The organism is Parvibaculum sp. (assembly GCF_046297875.1).
Taxonomy (GTDB): domain Bacteria; phylum Pseudomonadota; class Alphaproteobacteria; order Parvibaculales; family Parvibaculaceae; genus Parvibaculum.
In genome coordinates this window covers 378,114-402,212 of the sequence record NZ_JBKBHD010000001.1, presented here as the reverse complement: position 1 = coordinate 402,212, position 24,099 = coordinate 378,114, and the positions used below count along the sequence as shown (strand labels likewise).

The window sequence follows — 24,099 nt, the reverse complement described above, 5'->3', positions numbered from 1 at the left end:
AAGTCAGCGTTCGCCAAGCACTTTCCAGAGGCTCGTCACTGTCACCATGTCTTCGTCTCCGACGCTGAGCCGCCCGGAGACGAAGATGATGGTGCGCGTCCTCCGCTCGAGCCGCGTGTGGCACTCGACGAGATCGCCGGCGCGCGCCGCCTTCAGGAAACTCGCCTGCATGCTGAGCGTCACGCAGCCCTTGCCGTCTGCGCCGCGATTGGCGGCGCTGCCGAGAAAGGCATCGGCAAAAGTCAGCATCATGCCTTCATGCACATCGCCCGCCGCATTCACATGGCGGTCATCCACGATGAAGCCGAAAATGCGCGTGCCGTCCCCGCCGTCGCGCTCGAAGAGCGGTCCCACATGCGCCTCGAAAGGGTCGTGAAGCGCGCTCACCCGCCAGCCTTCGGGCGCGGCCACGTCACGGGGCGAGGGAAGCGGCGTTCTCACTTGTCCTCCGGTGCCTTGATCGAATAGACGCCCGTTGCCGTCATCAGGATGCGGCTGCCGGCGCGCAGTTCGCCCGAGATGAAGAGCACGGTCCGCGTCGCGCGCGTCACTTCTGCGCGCCCTTCGATCGTTTCGCCCTTCTCGCCTGCGCTCACGAAGTCGCAATTGAGCGATAGCGGGCTCACGCGCGCGCCGGGATGCTTTTCGCCGGCCGTTTCGCGCGCCACATCGCCGAGCACGATGGACGCGAGCGTCATCATCATGCCGCCATGAAGCCGCTCATCTGCATTGAGGTGATGCGCCGCGATCTCGAGTGTGAATTTGTTGCCGTCTCGGAGAACCGGCCCGGCAAAAGCGCCAAAGCCGCTTGTGTCGACCTGTCTTGTACTCATGGGGGAACTTCCAGCGGAGGAGGATACAGCGACGCCTTATCTAGACGTTCGCGCCGCCGGAGACAAGAAAAGGGCCCGCCGGGGAAGGCGGGCCTCAAGTGATGCGAGGATTGTCGAGTGAAGGACCCGGCGTCATCCCTGGGGGTGGGGGACCTATGAGGGGCGGGATAACGCCGGGTCTTTCGAGGATCGCAGCGGCGCTGAGGGGGCGTCGCCGCAAGACTTCAGGAATTAAACGTCCGAACCGGCAATCGGTTGCACGGCGATCCACTTTTCCGGCACGCCGAATTTTTCGAGCGACGTCGCGACGGCCTCGACGCGCGCCACGGTATCGCGTTCCACAGCGAGTTCCGGCGTCGTCAGCGCCGCCTCGGAGGCTGAAACGCGGATATCGGTGAGCCCGCGATAGGTGATTTCCTCGGCGACCGCCCGCAGCATGGTTTCCGCCTCGTCGGACGGCGTCGTCCAGCCGGACGGGAAATAGACCGGGAAAACCACTCGAGCGCTGTCGTTCACGCCATAGCCCTGCGAATAAGGCGCCTCGGGGTCGGCCGCGCTGACATAGACGGTGCGCTCGGCAAGGCCCGGTGCCGGGTGATCGAATGAGATTTCGCTCGCCGCGGGGCGCGGCAAGGGAAGCGGATCGGACGCAGATGCAGTCTGCGCGGTCAGCGCCGCGCCGATGGCGGTAGTCAGGCTGAGACCCGCAACGATCGCAAGCTGTTTCATCTCGTTCCCCTTTCGCGTTCTGCCGGCACAGGGCCGGTCTTCCATGTTGGCAATATGGGGGGTGAATGTGACCCCATGCGGGTGAGGGGCAGGCGGTTACGGGGAAATTTCGGGGCAAGAATGAGGCACTCCACAGCCCCGCTTCTGGGCGGCCCCCTGTTCAAATCCGAACAGAACATCCGGCTCTCCGCTGCGGAAATGGACGGAGATTCCGCTTTGTCCGGGCAGGGCCTGCGTTTAAGGTGCGCCTCAAAGTGCCGGGGCCCGTTGGGTAAAGGCGGCGAAAGCCGGACCGGACACGAACCAACCGGCATTAAAAGCCAGTTTCAACCCGTCGGGAGACCGTCCATGTCCAGAGAAGCAGTCATCGTCTCGACCGCCCGTACCGGCCTTGCCAAGGCTGGCCGCGGCGGCTTCAACAACACCCACGGCGCGGCCATGGCCGGCCACGCGATCAAGCATGCCATCGAGCGCGCGAAGATCGACCCGGCCCAGGTCGAAGACGTCATCATGGGCTGCGGCGCCCCGGAAGGTGCGACCGGCATGAATATCGGCCGTCTCTCGGCCATCTGGGCGGGCTGCCCCGTCACCACGTCGGGCACCACGGTCAACCGCTTCTGCTCCTCGGGCCTGCAGACGATCGCCATGGCCGCCGGCCGCATCGTCAATGAAGGCGTGCCGGTCGCAATCGGCGCCGGCGTCGAATCGATCTCGCTCGTCCAGATGGGCGGTCAGAACTACAATCGTCTGACCGAAGAAAAGCTCATGCAGGAAAAGCCCGAGCTGTGGATGGCGATGATCGAGACCGCCGAGATCGTTGCCGAGCGTTACAACGTCTCGCGCGAATATCAGGACGAGTACTCGCTCCGCAGCCAGCAGCGCATCGCCGCCGCGCAGCAGAACGGCATCTTCAAGGACGAAATCGTCCCGATGAAGACCAAGATGAAGGTCGTGAACAAGGAAACCGGCGAAGAGTCGCTGGTCGACTATGTCGTCGAGAAGGACGAGTGCAACCGCCCGGAAACGACGCTCGAGTCGCTTCTTTCGCTGAAGCCCGTTTTCAAGAACGGCCAGAAGGTGAAGGAAGGCAAGTACGTCACCGCCGGTAACGCCTCGCAGCTGTCGGACGGCGCCGCCGCCGTCGTGCTGATGGAGCGCAAGGAAGCCGAAAAGAACGGCTCCGACATTCTCGGCGTCTTCCGCGGCTTCGCCGTCGCCGGTTGCGAGCCCGACGAAATGGGCATTGGCCCTGTCTTCGCCGTGCCGCGCCTTCTTGAGCGCCACGGTCTCAAGGTCGACGACATCGACCTCTGGGAACTCAATGAAGCCTTCGCGAGCCAGTGCCTCTACAGCCGCGACCGCCTCGGCATCGACCCGGAGAAGTACAACGTCAATGGCGGCTCCATCGCCATCGGCCACCCCTTCGGCATGACCGGCGCGCGCTGCACCGGCCACATCCTGCTCGAAGGCCGCCGCCGCAAGCAGGCCGGCCAGAACGTGAAATACGGCGTCGTCACCATGTGCATCGGTGGCGGCATGGGTGCTGCGGGTCTCTTCGAATTCGCGTAATTCGATTGGCCGTTGAAATGACGAAGGCCCGTGGATCAATCCACGGGCCTTTTTCTTTTCCACTTCAATTCGTCATGACCCGGCTTGACCGGGCCATCCACGTCTTGCTTTCTTCCGACTATCTGCTCAGCCTCTATGACGGGAAAAGAGGGAGAACCCGCATGCGCCATTTCGACGACTTTGTGCTCGGCGAGCGACACGACATTCCCGCGCGCTATGAGTTAACGAAGGACGAAATCGTCTCCTTCGCATTGAAGTGGGACCCGCAGTCCTTCCATGTCGATGAAGCGGCCGCCGCGAAATCCGTCTACGGCACATTGACCGCTTGCGGCACGCATGTGCAGGCGATCGTCCTCTGGCTCGCCTCGCGCCTGCCGGAAGAAACCGCCGTCATCGGCGCGCTCGGCTATGACGAAGTGCGGTTTCACAAGGCGGCGAAAATGGGCGACACGCTCCGCCTCGTCATCGAGTGCATCGAGACAAAACCGTCATCGTCGAAGCCCGATCGAGGCGTCGTGAAGAACCGCCACATCCTGATGAACCAGAACGACGAGACGGTCTTCACCCAGACCACGACGCTGCTGATTGCGCGGAAGGCCTAAAGCCCCAGCACCAGCTTTGCCATGATGCCGCGCTGAACCTCGTTCGAGCCGCCATAGATGGAGGCCGCGCGATTGTTGAGATAGGTCGGCATGAAGACCATGCCTTCCTTCGGCCCGATAGGCTCGACATTGGAGCCCGGCGTGCGCGCATCGTGCTGGTCGGCGCTGGCATAGAAGCCGATGGTCTCGACGGCGATTTCGTCGAGCCGCTGCCGCATTTCCGTGCCGCGCGTCTTGAGCATGGAGGAGGCGGGGCCGGGATTCTTGCCGCCCGCAAGCTCCGCCATCACGCGATGCTCGGTCATCTCCATCGCCTTCACATCAATGGCGGCCTCCGCGATCTTGAGCGCGAAACTCTCATCGTCGATCAGCCGCTTGCCGTCGCCCGCGCGTTCGCCCGCCGCAACCTCGCGGATTTTCTCGATCCCCACTTCGAGCGAGGCCGCGAAGGCGCCACCCCGTTCGAATTCGAGAAGATATTTGGCGACCGTCCAGCCGTCATTTTCTTCGCCCACGCGGTTCTTCTTCGGCACGCGCACATCGTCGAAGAAAACCTGGTTCACTTCGTGTTCGCCTGCGAGCGTGATGATCGGCTCCACCTTTATGCCGGGCGTCGTCATGTCGAGCAGCACGAAGGTGATGCCCTGCTGCGGCTTGCCCGAATTGTCGGTGCGCACGAGGCAGAACATCATGTTCGCGAAGTGGGCATGCGTGGTCCAGATCTTGGTGCCGTTCAGCACATAATGGTCGCCATCGCTCACCGCCTTCAGCTGCAGCGAGGCAAGGTCCGATCCCGCGCCCGGCTCCGAATAGCCTTGGCACCAATAGTCCTCGCCGGAAAGAATCCGCGGCAGGTAATAGTCCTTCTGCTCCTTCGTGCCGAACTTCATCAGCATTGGCCCGCACATGCGAAGCCCCATCGGCGAAAGGCCCGGCGTGCCATAGCGTGTGCATTCGGAGGCCCAGATATATTTCTGCATCTCGGTCCAGCCCGTGCCGCCATATTCCACCGGCCAGCTCGGCGCCACCCAGCCCTTCTTGTAGAGGATCTTCTGCCAGGCAAGGTTCCACTGCTTGTCCGTGAAAACGGAAGTAGTGAGCTTTCCTGCTTCCGCGAGTTCCGGCGTCAGATTTTCGTCGAGAAAGGCGCGTACTTCGTCGCGGAAGGCGGCATCGGCTGCCGAGAAATGAAGATCCATTTTCCTGCCCTGTGTTTCTTGTCAGGCGGACGTTGCGTCAGCCGCCGTCCCGCCTCGTCAGTTCGGATAGAGGCAGTCTGTCGAAACGCTCATGCGGCGGCAAGCCTGTTCGGCGGGGCCGTTCCCCTTGCGCCGCGCCACAAAACGCGCCGCTGCGGCAAGCGCCTTCACCGTCGCGCGCACGCCGGTGACGCCAAGCGGATGCGTCACGCGCACGCCGCAGGCCTTCTGCATATCTTCCGTCAACAGATCAATACCGGCTTGCGCGAGCAGCCGCTGCAGCGGACGCGCCGCCTTGCCGAGCGGCGTCGCGTCGCCCACGATCTGGATGAATTCCTGCACCGTGTCGTTGACGTAAAGTCCTTTCAGCTTTTCCGCCATATAGGTGTCCACCTCGTCGACGCTTAGCGGCACCCATTTCGCACCGAAGCTGTATCCTTTTGCCGCGCCCTCGCGGTAATAGCGGTCCTGCTCCTCGCGGCTCATCCTCGGCTCGGCATAGCGGATATAGGTCTGCAGAAAGCCCCATGCCGCCGTTACATGCACCCAGGTCAGAAGCTCCGGGTCCATCGCCTCATAGGGCTGGCCCTCATGCGTCGTGCCTGTCACGCGCTCATGCATCCGCGTCACCCGGTCGAAGGTCATCTGCGCGGCCTTCTTCGAGCCATAGGTGACCGCCTGCGCCGCCGCGCCGGTGTTTATCATGCGCTGGATCGGGTCGGTCTTGAATGTCGAATGATCCCACACGCCCGCCCGAACCGCCGGTTCGGCAAGTTCGAGGATCACCGCCGCAATGCCGCCCGCGGCAATCGCCAGCGGATTGTGAAACACCTTCCATGCCGGCGAGCCGGGGCCGCTCAGGCCCGGATCGCCCTTGGGCTCCAGAAAGTTCACCTGCGGACCGCGCGCCACGGGCTTTCCCGCTCGGGGTGGTTGGGTCTGCATGTTCATCGGCTTCTACCTTGCTTCGGGTTCCGGCTGTGGCTCATTCTAATCGAGGCACCTCACCGGGAAAGCCGGATTCGATGCCTTGTCCGCCCGCCGCACAAGAAAAAGCGCGCCTGACTCACAAAGGAGCTGGCGCGCCTGATTTGCCGCAAGCGACTCCGATACCGACTAAAGCCCCAGCACCGCTTTCGCCATGATATTGCGCTGAACCTCGTTCGAGCCGCCGAAAATCGTCTGCGCGCGGGTGTTGAGATATTTCGGCATCACCATCAGCGTGTGGTCCGGCCCCACCGGCTTCGTGTTCGAGCCCCAGGTCCGCGCCTCGATCACGTCGGGCTGCGCGTAATAGGCGATCGCCTCCACGCCAAGCTCGGTGATCTTCTGGTTGGTGTCGGCGCCTTTCAGCTTGATGATCGATGCGGCAGCGCCGGGGTTCTGACCGTTCGACAGCCGCGACATGATGCGATGTTCGGTGAACTCCACCGAGGTTACTTCCACTTCCACCTCGTCCACCTTGCGGCGGAAGGCCGGATCGTCGATGAGCTTCTGCCCGTCGCCGTCGCGTTCCTGGGCGGCCATCGCGCGCAGCTTGTTCAGCGCATTCTTCAGCGCCGCGCCATGCGCCGCGCCGCCGCGCTCGAACTCGAGCAGATACTTGGCAACCGTCCAGCCATTGTTCTCCGCGCCCACGCGGTTCTTCTTCGGTACGCGCACATCGTCGAAGAACACCTGGTTCACTTCATGGTCGCCCGCCAGCGTGATGATAGGGTCGATCTTGATACCCTTGGCCGGGAAGTCGTCGATCAGGATGAAGGAAATGCCTTCCTGTGGCTTCGCGCTCGTGTCTGTCCGCACGAGGCAGAACATCTTGTTCGACTGGTGCGCGCCCGTCGTCCAGAGCTTGGTGCCGTTGATGATGTAGTCATCGCCATCCGAGACCGCGCGGCATTGCAGCGAGGCAAGGTCCGAGCCCGAGCCCGGCTCCGAATAGCCCTGGCACCACCAGTCCGTGCCATCGAGAATGCGCGGCAAGTAATGCGCCTTCTGCTCATCCGTGCCATGCCCCATCAGTGTCGGGCCCACCATGGAGAGGCCCATGTTGGAACCGGCAGGCGCGCCCGCGGCGGCGCATTCGGATGCCCAGATGAAACGCTGCATCACGGTGAAGCCCGCGCCGCCATATTCCTTCGGCCAGCTCGGCGCCGCCCAGCCGCGCTTGTAGAGCCGCCTCAGCCATTCGGCGCGCAGATCCTGATCCGCCAGAATGCCCGGCGTCAGCCGCGCATGGGCCCTCAGGTCTTCGATCAGGTTTTCCTTCAGAAAGGCCCGCACCTCGTCGCGAAAGGCAACGTCTTCGGGCTTCATGGCGAGGTCCATCCCCATACTCCTTCTTGTTCTGTCTCCGGCTGCGCCGGTTGTTGAGAGAAGAATAGGGGCTTTGCGGGCGGCGCCATAGACAAACTTGTCAGCGGCAACTGCACAGAAGCGAACAGGCGCCCTCCCGGCCACACACCCCCGGCAATGCCGGAACGGGACGGAAATCCGCCATTTCCCGGAGGTTTTGGCGCCAGCCTGCGGAAATCTTGTTGTAGACTGTGACGGACATATTTTCCGCGATTCGAGGGATATCTGTTCCGACTGGCCGCAATGCGCATGCGCCGGCCGCCTGACGGCGACAGACCCGCATGAGCATTGGGCGCGCCAATGGATTTCGCCAACCAGATCATTCTGGTTTCCGCAGGACTGATCACCTTCGCGATCTTCGCGGGTGTGCTTTCCTCGCGCATCGGCGCCCCGCTGCTGCTCGTCTTCCTCGCCTTCGGCATGCTTGCGGGCCAGGACGGGCCGGGCGGCATCGTGTTCAACGATTTCGGCGTTGCCTATTTCGTCGGCTCCTTCGCGCTCGCCCTCATCCTGTTTGATGGCGGCCTGCGGACAAGCCGCCAGACGATCAACCGCGCCTTCGGCCCGAGCGTCATTCTCGCCACGCTCGGCGTGGTGCTGACAGCGGCGCTTGTCGGCCTCGCGGCAAAGCTAATCTTCGGTTTCGGCTGGACCGAAGCCTTCCTGCTCGGCGCGATCGTCGGTTCCACCGATGCGGCGGCAGTATTTTTTCTGCTCCATCTCCACGGCCTTCGCCTGAAGCCCCGCGTCGCCGCAACGCTCGAGCTTGAATCCGGCATCAACGACCCGATGGCGATCTTTCTCACGCTGGCGCTGGTGGGCGTGGCCGTGCATGGCCAGAACGTCGCCGATATTGGCGGCGCGCTCGATCTGGTCTGGGATTTCCTCTGGCAGATGCTGGGCGGTCTCATCTTCGGTGTGATCGGCGGCTATGCCGTTCTGAGCGCGATCAACCGGCTGCAGCTTTCCTCGGGTCTCTATCCCATTCTCGCAGGCGCGCTCGGCCTCGTCGTCTTCGCCTTCACGCAGACGGCTGGCGCGAGCGGATTTCTGGCGATCTTCATTGCCGGCTTCATTCTCGGCAACAACCCGCATCGCGCAACGACGGAAATCTCGCGCTTCTCGGACGGCTTCGCCTGGCTCGCCCAGATCATCATGTTCCTGATGATGGGCCTGCTGGTCACACCCTCCGCGCTGCTGCCGATCCTGCTGCCTGCGCTGGGTGTCGCCTTCTTCCTCATTTTCATTGCCCGCCCGTTCGCCATTCTCGCGTGCATCTGGCCGTTCAAGTTCACCCTGCGCGAAACGGCTTTCGTTTCATGGGTAGGCCTGCGCGGCGCGGTGCCGATCTTCCTCGGCACCATCCCCGTTCTCTCCGGCGTCGAGGGCGCGGAGACATTGTTCAGCGTCGCCTATGTGATCGTGCTTGCCTCGCTCGTGCTCCAGGGCTGGACTGTGCCCTATGCCGCGCGCCTGGCCGAAGTCGAGCTGCCGCCACGCCCGGCGCCGAGCCGCCGCGTGGAACTTGATCTTCCCGCCGGCAAGGGCAAGAGCGTCGTCGCCTATACGGTCGATCCGATGAGCCTCCTGCTTCGCCGCGGCGTGAACCGTCTGCCGCTTCCCGCCGGTACGACGGTGATCTCGGTCATGCGCGATGGCGTCGTCCGCACCGAGGGGTTCGATCAGGGTGTGGAGCCCGGCGACGTCGTGATGATGCTGACAAGCGCCGAAATGATCCCGACGCTCGATCGCCTGTTCGGTGCCCGCCGCGTGCGCGGACAGACAAAAGAAGCCGGCACGGTCGACTTCCTGCTCGACAGCACCGCACGGGCGGCGCTCGTCGCGGACATGTACGGCCTTGCCTTCGAGCCGGAGGAGCGCGAACTCACGCTTGAGGAATTCATGCGCTCGCGCCTCGGCAAGAACATCAAGGAAGGTGCGCGAACCCGCGTCGGCGAAGTGGAGCTCATCGCCCTGCAGGTCAGCGACGGCGCGGTGCGTCAGGTCGGCCTCGATCTCGATCCGCCGCCGCGGGAATCCTCCCTGTCGCAGGTGAGGGCGCGCGCGAAGGGTGGCCTGCGCTCGCTGAAGGAGCTTTTCATTGCCGATCCGAGCGGCCCCTTCTGACATGCGGCCTGTTTCGCCCGGCGCCCTGCCGGGCTAGAGTGCCGCCAACGAAATCGTTTCAAGGGAAGGCGGCGCGCATGGATCTCGGTCTCAAGGGCAAGAAGGCAATCGTCACCGGCGGCACGCGCGGCATCGGCCGCGCCATTGCCGAAACGCTGGCAAGGGAAGGCTGCGACGTCGCCATCTGCGCCCGCAATCAGGGCCAGGTCGATGAGGCGGTTGCCGCCTTGTCGAAGCTCGGCGTGAAGGCCCATGGCGGCATCGCCGACATCGCCGATGGCGCGGGTCTGAAGAAATGGATCGCAGACAGCGCCACGGCGATGGGCGGCCTCGACATTCTGGTCGCCAATGCCTCCGCGCTCGCAAATGGCAATGACGAGAAATCCTGGCGGGCCTGTTTCGAGATCGACGTGCTCGGCGCCGTCAACGCTTTCGAGGCGGCACTCCCCTTCCTCACCGAAGCCGCGAAGAAGTCAGGCGACGCGTCGGCCACTTTCATCTCCTCGATTTCCGCCGCCGAAAACGACAATGCGAATGCCTATGGCGCGCAGAAGGCGGCGCAGATCCATCTCGCCAAAGGCTATGCCCGCCAGCACGCACCGGCTCATATCCGCGTCAACACTGTCTCTCCCGGCACGGTCTATTTCAAGGGCGGCGTCTGGAACATGATCGAGGATCACATGCCCGACATGTTCAAGCAGGCCATGTCGCGCAACCCGACCGGCCGCATGGCGACGCCGCAGGACATTGCGAACGCGACCGTTTTCCTCGCAAGCCCCGCCTCGTCCTTCACCACCGGCACGAACCTCGTGGTCGACGGCGCAATCTCGCGGCGCGTGAATTTCTAGGCGAGCGCCATCCACCGCCGCATCGTTCGCCGTGCAAAATCTTCCTGCGCGGCGAGCGATGCCTCGATCTGCGGTTCGATGAGCTTTTCGATCTCCGCCCGCGGCAGGTCGAGCGCCTTGGCGCGCAAGTTGGTCCAGCCATCGAGAATCTCGCGTGTCACCTCAAGGTGAAACTGGAAGGCATAGGTCCGCTCGCCGAGGCGGAACGCCTGATTGGGGCAGATGTCTCGCGTCGCAAGCCGCGTCACGCCATCCGGGAGATCGAACGTATCGCCATGCCAATGCATGGTGCGAAGCCCCGGCGCCGCGTCATGCAGCAGCTTGTCGCTCGCCGCAGCCGCTTCCCATGTCTGCGGCACGAAGCCCCATTCCTCATCCGCCTCGAGCTTCTCGCTCATCTTGTAGACCGGCGCCCCGAAGGCGCTCGCCACGATCTGCGAGCCGAGACAGACGCCCATCACGGGCTTCTCCGTCTCATGAAAGCGTCGCACCAGTCGCTTGCTCTCCTCGATGAAGGAATAGCGATCAGCCTCGTAAACACCCATGACGCCGCCAAGCACCACCAGCGCATCGAAGCCATCCGCCGCCTCCGGCACACCGCGCGCATCGCCGCTCCCCATGTCGCGGCCATTCACCGTATCGATCTGCGTCGCACTCGCGCCCGTCCGCGCCGCTTCGTCGAGCAGCACGCCGGGCGGCGAGTCGAGCGCATTCACGAGATAAAGGATGTGCATATTCTGCCTCTAGTTGCCCTCTCCCCATGGGGGAGAGGGGAGGGGCCCGCCGCCGCGAAGCGGTGGTGGGAAGGGTGAGGGGGAAGCGTCAGGCGCTGGCGTATCTGTCGCTCGCGCGCACCATCACATCGACAATGCCGGGCTCCGTCGCCGTGTGGCCGGCATCGGGCACGATGTTGAGTTCGGCGTCCGGCCAGGCTTTCGCAAGTTCCCATGCAGTGAACATCGGCGTCACCACGTCATAGCGCCCTTGGGCGATGACGCCGGGAATGCCCGCGAGCTTCCCCGCATTGCGGATCAGCTGGTCCTGCGGCTCGAAAAACCCCTTGTTCATGAAGTAGTGGCATTCGATCCGCGCGAAGGCGAGGGCGAAATGCCCGTCCGCAAAGCGTTTCACGCGCTCGGGGTCGGAATGGAGCGAAAGCGTCGTCCCCTCCCAGATGCTCCAGGCCTTGGCGCAGGCGATCTTCTCGGCCTCGTTCGTGCCTGTGAGCCGCTTGTAATAGGCCGCCATCAGGTTGCCGCGCTCTGCCTCCGGAATCGGCGCAATGAAGTCCTCCCAGGCATCCGGGAAAAGCGCGTCCGTGCCCTCCTGATAGAACCAGTGGAGCTCCCGCTCCCGAAGCGTGAAAATGCCGCGCAGGATGATCTCGCTGACGCGGTCTGGATGCGTCTCGGCATAGGCAAGCGCCAGCGTCGAGCCCCATGAGCCGCCGCAGAGCTGCCATTTATCGATGCCGAGATGGTCGCGGATGCGCTCCATGTCGGCCACGAGGTCCCAGGTCGTGTTCTCTTTCAGTTCGGCGTGCGGCGTGGATTTCCCGCAGCCCCGCTGGTCGAACAGGATGATGCGATAGGCGTCCGGGTTGTGCGTCCGCCGCATGGTCGGGTTCGAGCCGCCGCCCGGCCCCCCGTGCACGATGATGACGGGCTTGCCCTTGGGGTTGCCGCACTCCTCGAAATAGATCGTGTGCAAATCGGAAACCTTCAGCGTCCCCGTCCGGTAGGGCTCGATTTCGGGGTAAAGGGGGCGCCGGTCGGCGGTCGTGTCGGGCATGTCCGGTCCTTGCGTGTCCTGGGCGCGCCTGGCGCGTCGGAATCAACTCATTGAATAATCATCGAAAATCGGCGCAGCCACCAGCCGGGCGTCAGGCCGTTTACCATTTTTTTGTCTTTCGTCTCACACTACTGATTGACCTCGGGAAACAGAAAGCTACTATATCTGGACGCGCGCTGCTTCGCGGGGGGGATCTTCTCAGAGCGGTGCGCAATCACTGAAAATAGCGAGTTCTGCCCGGTGTGTGGGGCAGGAAGACGGCGGGAGACTATCTGCCCGCCGGATGGGGATCTTTTGCCCGCTTCCGATGCGGCGAAGCAGGGCAAACCGGGGGCCAGAACATGCTGAACGACACGTCGAAAGCGGTAGATATGAGTGAGGTAGAGGCCAGCCTGTCGGCAATCATCACGGGCGAGCGGGCCGTGCCCCGCGCGCGCAAGGAGGCGCGCCCTCTGGCCGAGCCTGAAATGCCCTTTGGCGAGCAGGATCAGGCCGTCCAGACGAAGGGCCGCCATCGCGTGAAAGTCGATCACGGCCGCGATGCGCTTCTGACCGAATTCGGCAAGGCGACGCTGCGCGACCGCTATCTGATGCCGGGCGAGTCCTATCAGGACATGTTCGCCCGCGTGGCCTCCTACTACGCGGATGACGCGGCCCATGCCCAGCGTCTCTACGACTATATTTCCCGCCTCTGGTTCATGCCGGCGACGCCCGTGCTGTCGAATGGCGGCACGCAGCGCGGCCTGCCCATTTCCTGCTTCCTCAATGAAGCCAATGACAGCCTCGAAGGCATTGTCGGCCTCTGGAACGAGAATGTCTGGCTCGCGGCCAAGGGCGGCGGCATCGGCTCCTATTGGGGCAATCTGCGCTCCATCGGCGAAACCGTCGGCGGCAATGGCAAGACCAGCGGAATCATTCCCTTCATCCGCGTCATGGATTCGCTCACGCTCGCCATTTCGCAGGGCTCGCTCCGTCGCGGCTCGGCGGCGGTCTATCTCCCGGTCGACCATCCCGAGATCGAGGAATTCATGGAAATGCGCCGCCCCACTGGCGGCGACCCGAACCGCAAGGCGCTGAACCTGCATCACGGCGTCCTCGTCTCCGACGCCTTCATGCGCGCCGTCGAGGCCGGTGACGACTGGGCGCTGCTTTCGCCGAAGGACAAGTCGGTCCAGAAGACGGTCTCCGCCCGCTCGCTCTGGATCAGGCTTCTCACCTCGCGCATCGAAACCGGCGAGCCCTACATCATCTACAAGGACACGGTGAACAACGCCCGTCCCGAGCATCACAAGCTGGCGGGCCTCGAGGTCAAGACCTCGAACCTCTGCGCCGAAATCACCCTGCCGACAGGCAAGGATCATCTCGGTCAGGAGCGCACGGCCGTTTGCTGTCTCTCCTCGCTCAATCTCGAAACCTATCTCGAGTGGCAGGACAATCCGGACATCATCGAGGATGTGATGCGCTTCCTCGACAATGTGCTGCAGGACTTCATCGACCGAGCGCCGGACGATATGGCGCGGGCGAAATATGCCGCCATGCGCGAGCGGTCGGTTGGCCTCGGCGTCATGGGCTATCACTCTTTCCTGCAGGCCAACATGATCCCCTTCGAGGGTGTCATGGCGAAGGTCTGGAACAAGCGCATGTTCAAGGCGATCAAGGATGGCGTCGACGCCGCCTCGAGGAAACTCGCCGAAGAGCGCGGCGCCTGCCCGGATGCGGCGGACTACGGTTTCAACGAGCGCTTCTCCAACAAGACGGCGATCGCGCCCACCGCCTCCATCTCGATCATCACCGGCGGCACCTCGCCGGGCATCGAGCCGATCGCGGCCAACTCCTTCACGCACAAGACGCTGTCGGGCTCCTTCAACGTCCGCAACCGTCACCTGACGAAACTGCTGGAACAGAAGGGCCGCAACGACGACGACACATGGTCCTCCATCGTCACCTGCGGCGGCTCGGTCCAGCATCTAGATTTCCTGAGCGACGAGGAAAAGGACGTCTTCAAGACCGCCTTCGAACTCGACCAGCGCTGGGTCATCGAACATGCGGGCGACCGCGCCCCGATGATCGATCAGGCGCAGTCGGTGAACCTCTTCCTGCCGGCCGACGTCCACAAGCGCGACCTCCACGGCCTCCACATGATGGCCTGGAAGCATGGCGTGAAGAGCCTCTATTACTGCCGCTCGCTCTCGATCCAGCGCGCGGAAAAGGCCGAAGTCGTCTCGCTCGTGCCCGCGAAGAAGCTCGACGTGCTGACGCTCGATCAGGTCGCGGCGAGCGCCCAGGAAGAAAACAAATACGAGGAATGCCTCGCCTGCCAGTGAGGAGAAGTCTTCAGATGACACCGATGTTTGATCGGCGGTCTAGATTGGTCGGATGGCTGCACAACGACATCAATATCTTTGATACAAGAATGCATTGGGTAGGCTTTTTGAGAAACGGACATGTATTTGGAACCCGAGCGCATTGGCTAGGGTCATTTCGAGATATGACGTTTCAAGACAGGCGAGGGAATGCGTTAGCTTGGCTAAGGGGCATCAACCGAGGTCGGGAGCGACATCATCGACACCCGCAACGTCGGCCATCCCGGCAACTCCAGCGACCCCGGCGACACCAGCGACACCTGCAATCCCGGCAACGCCTGCGGGCGGATGGTCGGGCCTAGAATTTGAACAGTGGATAGTCCAATAGCTTTTGGCAGCAGGAATTAGGTTCATGTCCCTTCTCGAAGAACGCCACGTCTACAAGCCCTTCCGCTATCCCTGGGCCTATGAAGCCTGGCTCACCCAGCAGCGCATTCACTGGCTGCCGGAGGAAGTGCCGCTGGCCGACGATGTGAAGGACTGGTCGAAAAATCTCACCGACAGCGAACGCAACCTGCTGACGCAGATTTTCCGCTTCTTCGTGCAGGCCGACGTCGAGGTGAATAATTGCTACATGAAGCATTATTCGCGCGTCTTCAAGCCGACCGAAGTGCAGATGATGCTGGCCGCCTTCTCCAATATCGAGACGGTCCATATCTCGGCCTATAGCCATCTCCTCGACACGATCGGTATGCCCGAAGCCGAATACGAAGCCTTCCTCAAATATGATGAGATGAAGGCGAAGTTCGACTACATGCAGGAATGGGGCGTCGAGACGAAGGAAGATATCGCGAAGACGCTTGCCGTCTTTGGCGGCTTCACTGAGGGCGTCCAGCTTTTCGCCTCCTTCGCGATCCTGATGAACTTCCCGCGTTTCAACAAGATGAAGGGCATGGGCCAAATCGTGACATGGTCGGCCCGCGACGAGTCTCTTCACACCGTCTCCGCCATGAAGCTCTTCCGGACCTTCATCGACGAAAACCCGGAAATCTGGACGGAGCAGCTCCGCAACGACATCTACAAGGCCTGCGAAACCATCATCCATCACGAGGATGCCTTTATCGACCTCGCCTTTGAAATGGGCGGCGTCGAGGGGCTTTCGGCGCAGGAAGTGAAGGATTACATCCGCTACATCGCCGACCGCCGCCTCGTGCAGCTCAATCTCCAGCCCATCTACCGCACGGAACGGAACCCGTTGCCCTGGATGGACGAGATGCTGAACGGCATCGAGCACACCAATTTCTTCGAGAATCGCGCCACCGAATATTCCAAGGCCTCCACGCGCGGCACATGGGATGAAGCCTTCGATTGAGCGTTCGTGACGGGTGCATCTGCGAAAAGGCCTGTCCCGCAGGCACTTTTCAACAGTTTTTCGCGCCGATGCCCGTCAGATATGCACTTATCGCTTGGACGAATCGCGCGACTCAGTGAAACTCCACTCGAACATATCCGAGGGGATTCAAATCATGGCCACTAAACCCGCTGCCAAGAAGCCTGCTGCAAAGGCGCCTGCCGCCGCAAAGAAGACCGCGACGGCTCCGACGATTCCGATGTCGAAGCTCATCGCGGAACTTGCCGAAAAGCACGGCATGTCCAAGAAGGCGGCGACCGAACTCTTCGGCGACTTCGTCGAACTGACGGTGAAGAACCTGAAGAAGGGCAACAAGGTCCGTCTGACGGGTCTCGGCATCCTTCAGGTCCGCAAGCGCGCTGCCCGCATGGGCCGCAACCCGGCGACCGGCGAAGCCATCAAGATCAAGGCCTCCAAGAAGGTTGCCTTCCGCGTCGCGAAGGACCTCAAGGAAGCCATCTAAGGCTGCCTTAGGCTTTTCGAAGTCTCGAAAGCCCGGCTCCGGGAGGTGCTGGGCTTTTGTTTTTCCGTCTTTTCGGCGAAAAAGGGTCGCAATTCGGGTGTTACAATCGCCCTATGCGCATCGCTCTCGCCCTTCTTGCCGCAGCCCTCTTCGCCGCCCCCGCGCTCGCCGCCCCCCAATGCGCCGAGCGCAAGGAGGCCGCCACCGCGCTTGCCCGCCTGCAGGACGCAATGGCGGAAGGCCGCTTCGTCGCCTATCAGCCGACAGAACTCAGGGTCTGGGACGGCGTGCCCACCCGCGCCAGCGAAGCCTCGATCCGCGACGATCTGAAGGCGCTCCGCCCCTGGTTCGACAGCCTCATCACCTATGGCGCCCATAGCGGCGGCGAGCGGATCCCCGCCATCGCTGAGGAACTCGGCTACCGCGCCATTGTCATCGGTATCTGGAACCCCTCGGACGAAGCGGAAGTGGCAGCCGCGCTCGCCGCCTGGAAGGCGCATCCCCGCCTTGTCGTCGGCGTGTCGATTGGCAACGAGATGATCTTCGGCCGCCGCGGCACATGGGACGATTATGCGAAAGCCATTGCCGCGATGCGCGCGCGGGCGCCGGGCCTTCCCCTCACCGTGACGGAGCCTTTCGCCGTCTTCCTCGACGATCCGGCCGCCGCTCCCGTCCTCGCGGAGCTCGATTTTCTTGCCGCGAACATCCATCCGGTCTTCGAGCCGTGGTTTGCCGATGCGCCGCCCTTCAACTGGGCGGATTTCGTCGTGAAGGCCGGCGCCCGCCTCGGCGCGGAAGCCTTTTGCGGCCCGGTTCTCGTCAAGGAGACGGGCGTTCCCACCGCGCCGGAGGCGGAAGGATTTTCGAAGGAATATCAGGCCGCCTTCTACAGGGAGCTGATGGTGCAGTTCCCGCCCTCCCGCAAACTCGCCTTCGCCTGGTTCTCCGCCTTTGATGCACCCTGGCGCGCCTATGACGAAACGCCCGTGCCCGGCACCCACCCGGAAGAAGCCCATTGGGGTCTCTTCAAGGAGAACCGCAAGCCGAAGCCGGTGATGGATGTGGTACCGAAACTCTAGGCCTGCTCGTCGAGCGGAACGCTCGCCGCCGCCTTTTTGAAGGCAGGCCGCGTCGAAATCCGCTCGTAATATTTCACGACGTTCGCAAACGGATCGAGGCTCACAAAGCCCTTGGCGAGATGCACGCTGTAGCCGACATTCGTGTCCACCGTGCTGAAGCCGCTTTTCAGCAGATAGTCGCGGCCGGCGAGATGCCGGTCCACCACTTCGAGCGCCTTTTCGAGCCGGCGGGATTCGAGCTTCTGCACCACTGGCGAGCGCTCCTCGCGCGCGATGAATACTTTCTGCTGCACGAGGCTCGCGCCGTGGACCGCCATCGTCTCGGCATAGTGCAGCCAGATGAGCCATTCTGTACGCTCGGGATGCCCCACCGGCCGGTGCAGCTTTCCATCCGGGTCGTAATGCTCGCCGAGATACTGGGCGATCGCGCCGGACTCGAACACGGAAACGCCATTGTCGACAAGGCAGGGCACGCGGCCCAAAGGCGAGATCGACAGATATTCCGGCGTCCGCAAGCCTTCCATGCTGAAGGTCAGTTCCTTCAGCTCGAAATCGATTCCCATTTCGTGCAGCAGCCACAGCGAGCGCATCGAGCGCGAACCGTTGCAATGATAGAGTGTGAGCATTCTTGCTTCCTCGTTTTCTTGTTTTCTTACAATCCCAATTCGCTCATGAGGACCGGTCGCCCCTCCTCGATGGAGCGATGGGCCGCAAGCCCCATGGCCACCGCGCGCAGTCCGTCCTCCGCGCTGACCTGCGGTGCGCTTCCTTCACGGATCGCCCGCTGGAAGGCCTGATGCTGGAAATAGGATGCGCCATGGTGGAAGCCTGCCTTCAGCACTTCCTCACGCACCGGCACATGCACCGTCTCCACCGATTTCGGCTGTCGCTTGCCGATCACCACATTTCCTTCTGGTATCAGGCACTCGATCTTGCCCGTGTCACCAACGGCGGACATCTCCTCCTGATTGCGCGACCCCTCCGCAAACATGCACAGGTCGTGCATGGCGCGCACGCCATTGGCGAAATCGACCACCACGAAGGCGTTGTCGAGTATATCGGGCGTCTCGCCGTCATAGCTCTCGTCGAGATGGTTCACGTCCTGTCCGCCGCTCGCATAGACGCGCACGGGTTCCGCCTGCACGACATGCCGCATCATGTCGAAGTAGTGGCAGCTTTTCTCCACCAGCGTGCCGCCGGTATTGCGGCTGAAGCGGTTCCAGTCGCCGACCTTCTGCAGAAAGGGATAGCGGTGCTCGCGGATGGCGAACATTCGGAGTTTTCCCGCCGTCCCGCCATGCACTTCCTCCACGAAGCGCGTGACCGGCGGCATGTAGCGATATTCCATGCCCACCCAGAACACACCCTTGTGTTCCTTCGCCTTCGCCGCCGCCGTGCGGGCATCCTCCAGCGTCGTGCAGAGCGGCTTCTCGCAAAGCACATGGAGCGGCGTCTCGAATATGTCGTCGAGAATTCGGGCGTGGATATGGTTGGGCGTTGCGACAATCACGGCATCCACGGCACCGCTCCCCAGCAGATCGCGATGGTCGGAAAACTCCTCGATCTTGCCTTCCGCCGTCGCGCGCGCCCATTCCCGCGATCCCTCGTTCGGATCGGCAATTGCCGTCACCCGCGCCCCGGGGATGATGTTGATGTTCATGATGTGCTCGATGCCCATCATGCCGGACCCGACGATCCCGTAACGAATGACGTCTTCCAATCCCTGGCTCCCTGACCCGGTGGCCCTCGTCTCCCGTCCTTCTTGCCGCTAGACTGGCCTCGAACAACAGGAAACGGCCCATTCCCATGACCGCTCTCTCCATATCGCCTGACCCGCGCCCTCTCGGCAAGAGCGGCTTGCACGTCTTTCCCCTCGCTTGGGGCATGTGGCGTTTTGCGGGTGTCGATGTAAGGACCGCCCGTGCGCGGATCGACGCCGCGCTCGAAGCTGGCATCACCCTTTTCGACACGGCGGATGTCTACGGCCTCGACAATAATTGCCCCTTCGGCGCGGCCGAGGCGCTGCTTGGCGATGTGCTGAAGGAGTCTCCGGGCTTGCGCAGCAAATTCCTCCTCGCCACCAAATGCGGCATCGAGCCCGGTACGCCCTATGACTCGAGCGAAACATATCTTCGCAAGGCGCTCGGTGCCTCTCTCGCCCGCATGAATGTCGAAAGCGTCGATCTCTTCCAGATCCACCGCCCCGACCTGGCAGCTCATCCGGCCGATCTGGCGGCGGCGCTGACCAGGCTGCGCGCCGAAGGCAAGTTCGCCCATATCGGCGTTTCGAACCACACCCCGTCTCAGGTCGCCGCGCTTCAGGCCCACCTCGATTTCCCGATCGCAACACAGCAGCCCGAATTTTCCTGCTGGGCGACCGCGCCTTTCTTCGACGGCACGCTCGATCAATGCATGGAAAGGGGGATTGGCGTCCTCGCCTGGTCCCCCCTCGCAGGCGGCCGCCTTGGCATGACCGCCGCGCAGGCAGCGCGCGAAGCCGATGGCGCCCGCCTCGTCGCCCTTATTGCGAAGCTCGACGAGATTGCCGCGCGCGAAGGCGTCACGCGCGAAGCTGTTGCCGTCGCCTTCATCCTCGCTCATCCGGCAAAAATCGTTCCTATCATTGGTTCGCAGCAGCCCGCCCGTATCGCCCGGGCCGCCGACGCATTGAAAGTCAATCTCTCCCGCGGCGACTGGTACGGCATATTGCAGGCCTCCATGGGAGCGCGTCTGCCATGACCGGCGCTGCGGAAATTTCCTGGTTCTCGGCGCTCTGCGACGATGACTACGATTTTCTCGGTGTGTCAGATCCCGCGCTCGCCAGCTCGCTCGATCATTGCCGCAACATCGTCGAGCACGCCGAGCGAAACGGCTTCGACAATATTCTCCTGCCATCCGGCTATGCGCTCGGCATTGACAGCATTGCCTTCGCGGGCGCCGTGGCGCCGCTCCTCCACCATATGCAACTTCTCGTCGCCGTCCGCTGCGGCGAGATGTGGCCGCCGCAGCTCGCCCGCCAGCTCGCGACGCTGGACCATATGCTGCATGGCCGCCTCACCGTGAACATCATTTCATCCGACCTGCCCGGCGAGACGCTTGAAAGCGGCCCGCGCTATCGCCGCACGCTTGAAGCAATGGAAATTCTGCGGACGCTATTGTCGGGCCGGCACCTGTCTCACAAGGGTGAGTTCTATCAGTTCGATCTCGACCCGCCGCGCATTGCTTGTACCAATGGCGCGCCCCCGCCGTTCTATTTCGGCGGTCTGTCGGATGATGCGCGCGACGTCGCCGCAAGAGCTGCCGACGTCTTTCTCATGTGGCCGGACAAGGTCGAAAACATCCGCGCGGTGCTGGACGACATGCGCCGCCGCGCCGCTACCTTTGGCCGCACACTCCGTTTCGGCTACCGCGTTCACGTCATCGTTCGGGAGACGGAGGCGGAAGCTCGCGCCGCCGCCCGCCGCCTCATGTCAAAGCTCGACGACACGGCAGGCGAGGAGATCAGAAAGAAGTCGCTGGACGCCGCGTCCTTCGGCGTGCGCCGTCAGGCCGAAATGCGCGGCGAGGCGGATGATGAGGGGTTCGTCGAGGACAATCTGTGGACGGGCATCGGCCGCGCCCGTTCGGGCTGCGGTGCCGCCATCGTCGGCGATCCGGATCAGGTGCTGAGGAAGATCGAGGGCTATCGCGCTCTTGGCCTCGATGCCTTCATCTTCTCGGGTTACCCGCATCTGGAAGAATGCGGGCGGTTTGCCCGCTATGTCCTGCCGAAACTCGAACATGCGCCGCTCTTTCCCCGCGGGGATTGAGAGTCTAGACTGCCGCCCGCTCACGGTGCCCCGGCAGCAAGGCCGGGGTTAAAAGGGAACGCAGAAGCGCCGTTGCAAACCGGCGTAGAAAGCGGCTGCCCCCGCAACTGTCTGTGGTGAGTCTCTTTCATTGTCGCCACTGGCCCGAATGGCCGGGAAGGTGGAAAGAGGCATAGACCCGCAAAGCCAGGAAACCTGCCGCGAGCTGTCGTCCCCTTCTGGCCGGGGTGTGCCGGGAGGAGCGGGTGTCCCGCGAGACGACATCTTTTTGATGCGTTGCGCGGAGCCTTGGGATGAAACTTTTGTTGATCGGCATGGTGGCATTGTTCGCCGTCGCGCTTGCGCAGGCAGCGCGCGCCGATGCGCCTGCCAGAATCGTCTCGATCAATCTCTGCTCGGATATCATCGCCGCCGACATCGCAGCCCCGGGCACGCTCAAATCTGTCTTCCGCCTCGGCCGCGACCCGGCGGATTCGCCCGTCGCCGAAAAACTCGCTTCCATCCCGCCGAATGACGGGCGCATCGAGGATGTGCTGCCCTTCGCGCCGGATCTCGTTCTCGCGCATGAATGGTCATCGCCCTTCACGCTCGAACTTCTCGACCGCATGGGCATCCCGGTTGCAATGGTGAAGGATGCGCGGAGATTCGATGATATTCGCGCGAATATCCGCGTGGTCGCATCGGCGCTTCGGCGCGATGCGGCAGGCGAGGCACTCATCGCCGAGTTCGATGCGGACATGGAGGCCGCGCGCCGCCCGCCGGGCGGCGGCGCCCGCACCATTCTCTATCAGGATCTCGGCAGCGCGGCGACGCCGGGCTCCATCCTCGGGCACATCCTTGGCCATACCGGCTTCCGGAATGTCATCAGGGGCGACAATGCGGTCGGCCTCATCTATCCCGGCATCGAAGATGTGATCGCGCTCCGCCCGGAGCTGATCGCGCTCGGTATCTACCGGCCGGATGCACCGTCGCAGGCCAGCGCACTTCTCGCTCATCCGGCGCTGCGCCTCTATCGCACACGCCATGCTGAGGAAGTCCATCTCACCGCCCGCGACTGGACCTGCAGCACGCGCTATGTCGCCCGCACCGCCGCGCAACTTGCCGCTGCCTATGATGAGATGAAGCAAAATCGGGACAACGAGGCATATGTCACTTCCACCCTCCCCTTGAGGGAGGGTCAAACCGCCAAAGGCGGTTTGGGGAGGGGGCTCTGATGCAAATTCAAATGAAATCGTGGATGGTGAACGCCATTCTCGCCGCGCTCGCCGCACTCCTCTTCATCGCCTCCATCTATGTCGGCCGCGGCGGCGAATTGCTGGCGCAGAAATTCGCACTCATCGCCGAAACCGATCCGGAGATTGCCCGTCTCGTGCTGATGGAGGTGCGCCTGCCGCGCGCGCTGCTCGGCCTTCTCGTCGGCGCAACGCTCGGCCTCTCCGGCGCGGCGCTGCAGGGGCTCCTGCGCAATCCGTTGGCGGAGCCCGGCCTCGTCGGCGCATCGAGCGGTGCAGCCCTCGGCGCCGTTCTCGTTTTCTATTCCGGTCTTGCCGCGGGCACGGCGATGTTCGTCCCCGTCGGCGGCGTCCTCGGCGCGATCGCGGCGCTTGGCCTTCTCTATCTGCTTGCCGGCCGCAATCCCGCCATCGTCACCATCATTCTCGCAGGCGTCGCCATCTCCGCCTTTTCCAGCGCGCTCACTTCGCTTGCGCTAAACCTCTCGCCAAGCCCCTATGCCGCGCTCGAAATCGTATTCTGGATGCTGGGATCACTGACGGATCGCAGCATGGCGCAGGTCTGGTTCGTCCTGCCATTCATGATTGTGGGCTGGTTCCTCGTCGCTTCCACATGGCGCGCGCTCGATGCGCTGGCGCTCGGCGAGGACACGGCGGCAACGCTCGGCTTCTCCATGCGCTCGGTCATGCTTCGCGCCGTTCTCGGCACCGGCCTTGCGGTCGGCGCCGCCGTATCCGTCACCGGCGTCATCGGCTTTGTCGGCCTCGTCGTGCCCCATCTCATGCGCCCGCTCGTCGGCCAGCGCCCGGCCTCGCTCCTGCTGCCATCCGCCCTTGGCGGCGCGGCGCTCGTACTCGCCGCCGATCTCATGGTGCGTCTGCCGGTCGACGGGCCGGAGCTGAAGCTCGGCGTGGTGACGGCGCTTCTCGGCGCCCCCTTCTTCCTCTGGCTCATCATGCGCACACGAAGCGAGGCTCCCTGATGCGTCTCGCGGTCGAAAACATTCATGCCTCTCTCGGCGGTGCCCGCGTCATTCGCGGTGCCTCCTTCGCCGCCGAAGGCGCGGCCTTTATCGGCCTGATCGGCCCGAACGGCGTCGGCAAGACGACGCTTGTCCGCGCCATTGCCGGCCTTATCCCCTTTGAAGGGTCGGTCACGCTCGATGGCAGGCCGATTGCCGCGCTGCCGCCACGCGCCCGCGCTTGCGCCATCGCCTATCTCGCGCAAGGGGCAGGCAGCCATTGGCCGCTCGAGGTCTCGCGCCTCGTCGCGCTTGGCCGCCTCCCGCATCTGCCGCCTTTCGCGCGTGCAAGCGCCGGGGACGAAGCCGCCATCGCCCGCGCCATGCATCTTGCAGGTGTGGAAGAATTCATCGGCCGCGATGTGCTGACGCTATCGGGCGGCGAGCGCGCCCGTGTGCTGCTCGCCCGCGCGCTCGCGGTCGAGGCGCCGCTCCTGCTGGTGGACGAGCCCGTCGCCGCGCTCGATCCCTATCACCAGCTCCGCATCATGGAAGTGCTGCGCGCTTATGCAGATGAAGGCCGCATCATCATCGCCGTGCTGCACGATCTGACGCTCGCCGCGCGCCATTGCGACCGGCTGATCCTGCTCGATGATGGCAGGGTGAAGGCCGACGGCACACCCGCCGAAGTCCTTACGCCCGCGAACCTGCGCGAAACCTATCGAATCGAGGCGAAAATAGGCGAGGGCGGCGAGCCCTTCGTGCTGCCGCTCCGGCGCGCGGAGTAGCC

General features: G+C 63.3%; 24 protein-coding genes and 1 riboswitch. Of the genes, 14 read left to right on the top strand and 10 right to left on the bottom strand.

Going from position 1 to position 24,099, the window contains the following annotated elements:
* Positions 1-3 precede the first annotated feature (3 nt).
* The 3 genes from ACK4FH_RS02025 to ACK4FH_RS02015 form a co-directional block, all read right to left on the bottom strand.
* The gene (locus tag ACK4FH_RS02025; protein ID WP_409810737.1) at positions 4-441 is read right to left on the bottom strand and encodes a PaaI family thioesterase; all 438 of its coding nucleotides are present in this window, start codon (positions 439-441) and stop codon (positions 4-6) included.
* A complete protein-coding gene (locus ACK4FH_RS02020; RefSeq protein WP_409810735.1) occupies positions 438-833 on the bottom strand; it encodes a PaaI family thioesterase in 396 nt (131 codons plus the stop codon). The genes ACK4FH_RS02025 and ACK4FH_RS02020 overlap by 4 nt, the downstream gene beginning before the upstream one ends.
* Positions 834-1,064: 231 nt before the next feature.
* The gene (locus ACK4FH_RS02015; RefSeq protein WP_409810733.1) at positions 1,065-1,562 is read right to left on the bottom strand and encodes a hypothetical protein; all 498 of its coding nucleotides are present in this window, start codon (positions 1,560-1,562) and stop codon (positions 1,065-1,067) included.
* Positions 1,563-1,910: 348 nt separating this feature from the next.
* Between ACK4FH_RS02015 and ACK4FH_RS02010 the strand changes: the two genes are divergently transcribed.
* Both ACK4FH_RS02010 and ACK4FH_RS02005 read left to right on the top strand, forming a co-directional pair.
* Positions 1,911-3,131 (top strand): acetyl-CoA C-acyltransferase, encoded by a 1,221-nt coding sequence (locus ACK4FH_RS02010; protein WP_409810731.1) that lies wholly within the window; start codon positions 1,911-1,913, stop codon positions 3,129-3,131.
* 161 nt (positions 3,132-3,292) lie between these two features.
* Positions 3,293-3,733 carry a MaoC/PaaZ C-terminal domain-containing protein gene (locus tag ACK4FH_RS02005; RefSeq protein ID WP_409810729.1) on the top strand — a complete coding sequence of 147 codons (441 nt, stop codon included), beginning with the start codon at positions 3,293-3,295 and terminating at the stop codon, positions 3,731-3,733.
* Here ACK4FH_RS02005 and ACK4FH_RS02000 read toward each other — a convergent pair.
* The 3 genes from ACK4FH_RS02000 to ACK4FH_RS01990 all read right to left on the bottom strand — a co-directional run bounded on the left by ACK4FH_RS02000 (position 3,730) and on the right by ACK4FH_RS01990 (position 7,257).
* Positions 3,730-4,932 carry an acyl-CoA dehydrogenase family protein gene (locus ACK4FH_RS02000; RefSeq protein ID WP_409810727.1) on the bottom strand — a complete coding sequence of 401 codons (1,203 nt, stop codon included), beginning with the start codon at positions 4,930-4,932 and terminating at the stop codon, positions 3,730-3,732. The genes ACK4FH_RS02005 and ACK4FH_RS02000 overlap by 4 nt on opposite strands.
* 57 nt (positions 4,933-4,989) lie before the next feature.
* On the bottom strand, positions 4,990-5,844 hold the full coding sequence (locus ACK4FH_RS01995) for an oxygenase MpaB family protein (protein WP_409810725.1): 855 nt from the start codon (positions 5,842-5,844) through the stop codon (positions 4,990-4,992).
* Between the two features lie 204 nt (positions 5,845-6,048).
* A complete protein-coding gene (locus tag ACK4FH_RS01990; RefSeq protein ID WP_409810723.1) occupies positions 6,049-7,257 on the bottom strand; it encodes an acyl-CoA dehydrogenase family protein in 1,209 nt (402 codons plus the stop codon).
* A 327-nt stretch (positions 7,258-7,584) separates the two neighbouring features.
* Here ACK4FH_RS01990 and ACK4FH_RS01985 point away from each other — a divergent pair, with 327 nt between their 5' ends.
* Complete coding sequence (locus ACK4FH_RS01985; RefSeq protein WP_409810721.1) at positions 7,585-9,411, top strand: potassium/proton antiporter; 1,827 nt, start codon at positions 7,585-7,587, stop codon at positions 9,409-9,411.
* Positions 9,412-9,488: 77 nt separating this feature from the next.
* Positions 9,489-10,259, top strand: coding sequence for an SDR family NAD(P)-dependent oxidoreductase (locus tag ACK4FH_RS01980; protein WP_409810719.1), 771 nt, complete (start codon positions 9,489-9,491; stop codon positions 10,257-10,259).
* Here ACK4FH_RS01980 and ACK4FH_RS01975 read toward each other — a convergent pair.
* Both ACK4FH_RS01975 and pip read right to left on the bottom strand, forming a co-directional pair.
* Positions 10,256-10,993 (bottom strand): type 1 glutamine amidotransferase, encoded by a 738-nt coding sequence (locus tag ACK4FH_RS01975; protein WP_409810717.1) that lies wholly within the window; start codon positions 10,991-10,993, stop codon positions 10,256-10,258. The two genes, ACK4FH_RS01980 and ACK4FH_RS01975, sit on opposite strands and share 4 nt — an antisense overlap.
* Positions 10,994-11,081: 88 nt before the next feature.
* Complete coding sequence (pip, locus tag ACK4FH_RS01970; RefSeq protein WP_409810715.1) at positions 11,082-12,050, bottom strand: prolyl aminopeptidase; 969 nt, start codon at positions 12,048-12,050, stop codon at positions 11,082-11,084.
* A gap of 341 nt (positions 12,051-12,391) precedes the next feature.
* On the opposite strand from pip, the gene ACK4FH_RS01965 reads away from it, so the two are divergent.
* The 5 genes from ACK4FH_RS01965 (at position 12,392) to ACK4FH_RS01945 (ending at position 17,306) form a co-directional block, all read left to right on the top strand.
* Complete coding sequence (locus tag ACK4FH_RS01965; protein ID WP_409810713.1) at positions 12,392-14,374, top strand: ribonucleoside-diphosphate reductase subunit alpha; 1,983 nt, start codon at positions 12,392-12,394, stop codon at positions 14,372-14,374.
* Entirely contained in the window at positions 14,356-14,715 is a 360-nt protein-coding gene (locus ACK4FH_RS01960; RefSeq protein ID WP_409810711.1) for a 4-fold beta flower protein, read from the top strand. Before ACK4FH_RS01965 ends, ACK4FH_RS01960 begins: the two co-directional genes overlap by 19 nt.
* Before the next feature lie 50 nt (positions 14,716-14,765).
* Complete coding sequence (locus ACK4FH_RS01955) at positions 14,766-15,725, top strand: ribonucleotide-diphosphate reductase subunit beta (protein WP_409810709.1); 960 nt, start codon at positions 14,766-14,768, stop codon at positions 15,723-15,725.
* Between the two features lie 154 nt (positions 15,726-15,879).
* Positions 15,880-16,227, top strand: coding sequence for an HU family DNA-binding protein (locus ACK4FH_RS01950; protein WP_409810707.1), 348 nt, complete (start codon positions 15,880-15,882; stop codon positions 16,225-16,227).
* Positions 16,228-16,340: 113 nt separating this feature from the next.
* The gene (locus ACK4FH_RS01945; protein WP_409810705.1) at positions 16,341-17,306 is read left to right on the top strand and encodes a hypothetical protein; all 966 of its coding nucleotides are present in this window, start codon (positions 16,341-16,343) and stop codon (positions 17,304-17,306) included.
* Here the strand turns inward: ACK4FH_RS01945 and ACK4FH_RS01940 are convergent.
* Positions 17,303-17,932: a glutathione S-transferase family protein gene (locus tag ACK4FH_RS01940; RefSeq protein WP_409810703.1), complete on the bottom strand. Its 630-nt coding sequence runs from the start codon at positions 17,930-17,932 to the stop codon at positions 17,303-17,305. The genes ACK4FH_RS01945 and ACK4FH_RS01940 overlap by 4 nt on opposite strands.
* A 26-nt stretch (positions 17,933-17,958) precedes the next feature.
* The gene (locus tag ACK4FH_RS01935; protein ID WP_409810702.1) at positions 17,959-19,026 is read right to left on the bottom strand and encodes a Gfo/Idh/MocA family protein; all 1,068 of its coding nucleotides are present in this window, start codon (positions 19,024-19,026) and stop codon (positions 17,959-17,961) included.
* An 86-nt stretch (positions 19,027-19,112) separates the two neighbouring features.
* Between ACK4FH_RS01935 and ACK4FH_RS01930 the strand changes: the two genes are divergently transcribed.
* The 5 genes from ACK4FH_RS01930 (at position 19,113) to ACK4FH_RS01910 (ending at position 24,097) form a co-directional block, all read left to right on the top strand.
* The gene (locus ACK4FH_RS01930) at positions 19,113-20,045 is read left to right on the top strand and encodes an aldo/keto reductase family oxidoreductase (protein WP_409810700.1); all 933 of its coding nucleotides are present in this window, start codon (positions 19,113-19,115) and stop codon (positions 20,043-20,045) included.
* Positions 20,042-21,115, top strand: a complete 1,074-nt coding sequence (locus ACK4FH_RS01925) for an LLM class flavin-dependent oxidoreductase (RefSeq protein WP_409810698.1) — start codon at positions 20,042-20,044, stop codon at positions 21,113-21,115. Before ACK4FH_RS01930 ends, ACK4FH_RS01925 begins: the two co-directional genes overlap by 4 nt.
* 6 nt (positions 21,116-21,121) lie before the next feature.
* A riboswitch (cobalamin riboswitch) is annotated at positions 21,122-21,333 on the top strand.
* Positions 21,334-21,408: 75 nt separating this feature from the next.
* Complete coding sequence (locus ACK4FH_RS01920) at positions 21,409-22,329, top strand: ABC transporter substrate-binding protein (protein WP_409810696.1); 921 nt, start codon at positions 21,409-21,411, stop codon at positions 22,327-22,329.
* A gap of 11 nt (positions 22,330-22,340) precedes the next feature.
* The gene (locus ACK4FH_RS01915) at positions 22,341-23,330 is read left to right on the top strand and encodes a FecCD family ABC transporter permease (protein ID WP_409815110.1); all 990 of its coding nucleotides are present in this window, start codon (positions 22,341-22,343) and stop codon (positions 23,328-23,330) included.
* A complete protein-coding gene (locus ACK4FH_RS01910; protein WP_409815107.1) occupies positions 23,327-24,097 on the top strand; it encodes an ABC transporter ATP-binding protein in 771 nt (256 codons plus the stop codon). Before ACK4FH_RS01915 ends, ACK4FH_RS01910 begins: the two co-directional genes overlap by 4 nt.
* Positions 24,098-24,099: the final 2 nt, after the last annotated feature.

Excerpts from the sequence above, each read along its gene's own strand:
- ACK4FH_RS02020 (WP_409810735.1), bottom strand. The coding sequence starts at position 833 with ATGAGTACAAGACAGGTCGACACAAGCGGCTTTGGCGCTTTTGCCGGG.
- ACK4FH_RS02015 (WP_409810733.1), bottom strand. The coding sequence starts at position 1,562 with ATGAAACAGCTTGCGATCGTTGCGGGTCTCAGCCTGACTACCGCCATC.
- ACK4FH_RS02010 (WP_409810731.1), top strand. The coding sequence starts at position 1,911 with ATGTCCAGAGAAGCAGTCATCGTCTCGACCGCCCGTACCGGCCTTGCC.
- ACK4FH_RS02005 (WP_409810729.1), top strand. The coding sequence starts at position 3,293 with ATGCGCCATTTCGACGACTTTGTGCTCGGCGAGCGACACGACATTCCC.
- ACK4FH_RS02000 (WP_409810727.1), bottom strand. The coding sequence starts at position 4,932 with ATGGATCTTCATTTCTCGGCAGCCGATGCCGCCTTCCGCGACGAAGTA.
- ACK4FH_RS01990 (WP_409810723.1), bottom strand. The coding sequence starts at position 7,257 with ATGGACCTCGCCATGAAGCCCGAAGACGTTGCCTTTCGCGACGAGGTG.
- ACK4FH_RS01985 (WP_409810721.1), top strand. The coding sequence starts at position 7,585 with ATGGATTTCGCCAACCAGATCATTCTGGTTTCCGCAGGACTGATCACC.
- ACK4FH_RS01980 (WP_409810719.1), top strand. The coding sequence starts at position 9,489 with ATGGATCTCGGTCTCAAGGGCAAGAAGGCAATCGTCACCGGCGGCACG.
- ACK4FH_RS01975 (WP_409810717.1), bottom strand. The coding sequence starts at position 10,993 with ATGCACATCCTTTATCTCGTGAATGCGCTCGACTCGCCGCCCGGCGTG.
- pip (WP_409810715.1), bottom strand. The coding sequence starts at position 12,050 with ATGCCCGACACGACCGCCGACCGGCGCCCCCTTTACCCCGAAATCGAG.
- ACK4FH_RS01965 (WP_409810713.1), top strand. The coding sequence starts at position 12,392 with ATGCTGAACGACACGTCGAAAGCGGTAGATATGAGTGAGGTAGAGGCC.
- ACK4FH_RS01960 (WP_409810711.1), top strand. The coding sequence starts at position 14,356 with ATGCCTCGCCTGCCAGTGAGGAGAAGTCTTCAGATGACACCGATGTTT.
- ACK4FH_RS01955 (WP_409810709.1), top strand. The coding sequence starts at position 14,766 with ATGTCCCTTCTCGAAGAACGCCACGTCTACAAGCCCTTCCGCTATCCC.
- ACK4FH_RS01950 (WP_409810707.1), top strand. The coding sequence starts at position 15,880 with ATGGCCACTAAACCCGCTGCCAAGAAGCCTGCTGCAAAGGCGCCTGCC.
- ACK4FH_RS01945 (WP_409810705.1), top strand. The coding sequence starts at position 16,341 with ATGCGCATCGCTCTCGCCCTTCTTGCCGCAGCCCTCTTCGCCGCCCCC.
- ACK4FH_RS01940 (WP_409810703.1), bottom strand. The coding sequence starts at position 17,932 with ATGCTCACACTCTATCATTGCAACGGTTCGCGCTCGATGCGCTCGCTG.
- ACK4FH_RS01930 (WP_409810700.1), top strand. The coding sequence starts at position 19,113 with ATGACCGCTCTCTCCATATCGCCTGACCCGCGCCCTCTCGGCAAGAGC.
- ACK4FH_RS01925 (WP_409810698.1), top strand. The coding sequence starts at position 20,042 with ATGACCGGCGCTGCGGAAATTTCCTGGTTCTCGGCGCTCTGCGACGAT.
- ACK4FH_RS01920 (WP_409810696.1), top strand. The coding sequence starts at position 21,409 with ATGAAACTTTTGTTGATCGGCATGGTGGCATTGTTCGCCGTCGCGCTT.
- ACK4FH_RS01915 (WP_409815110.1), top strand. The coding sequence starts at position 22,341 with ATGAAATCGTGGATGGTGAACGCCATTCTCGCCGCGCTCGCCGCACTC.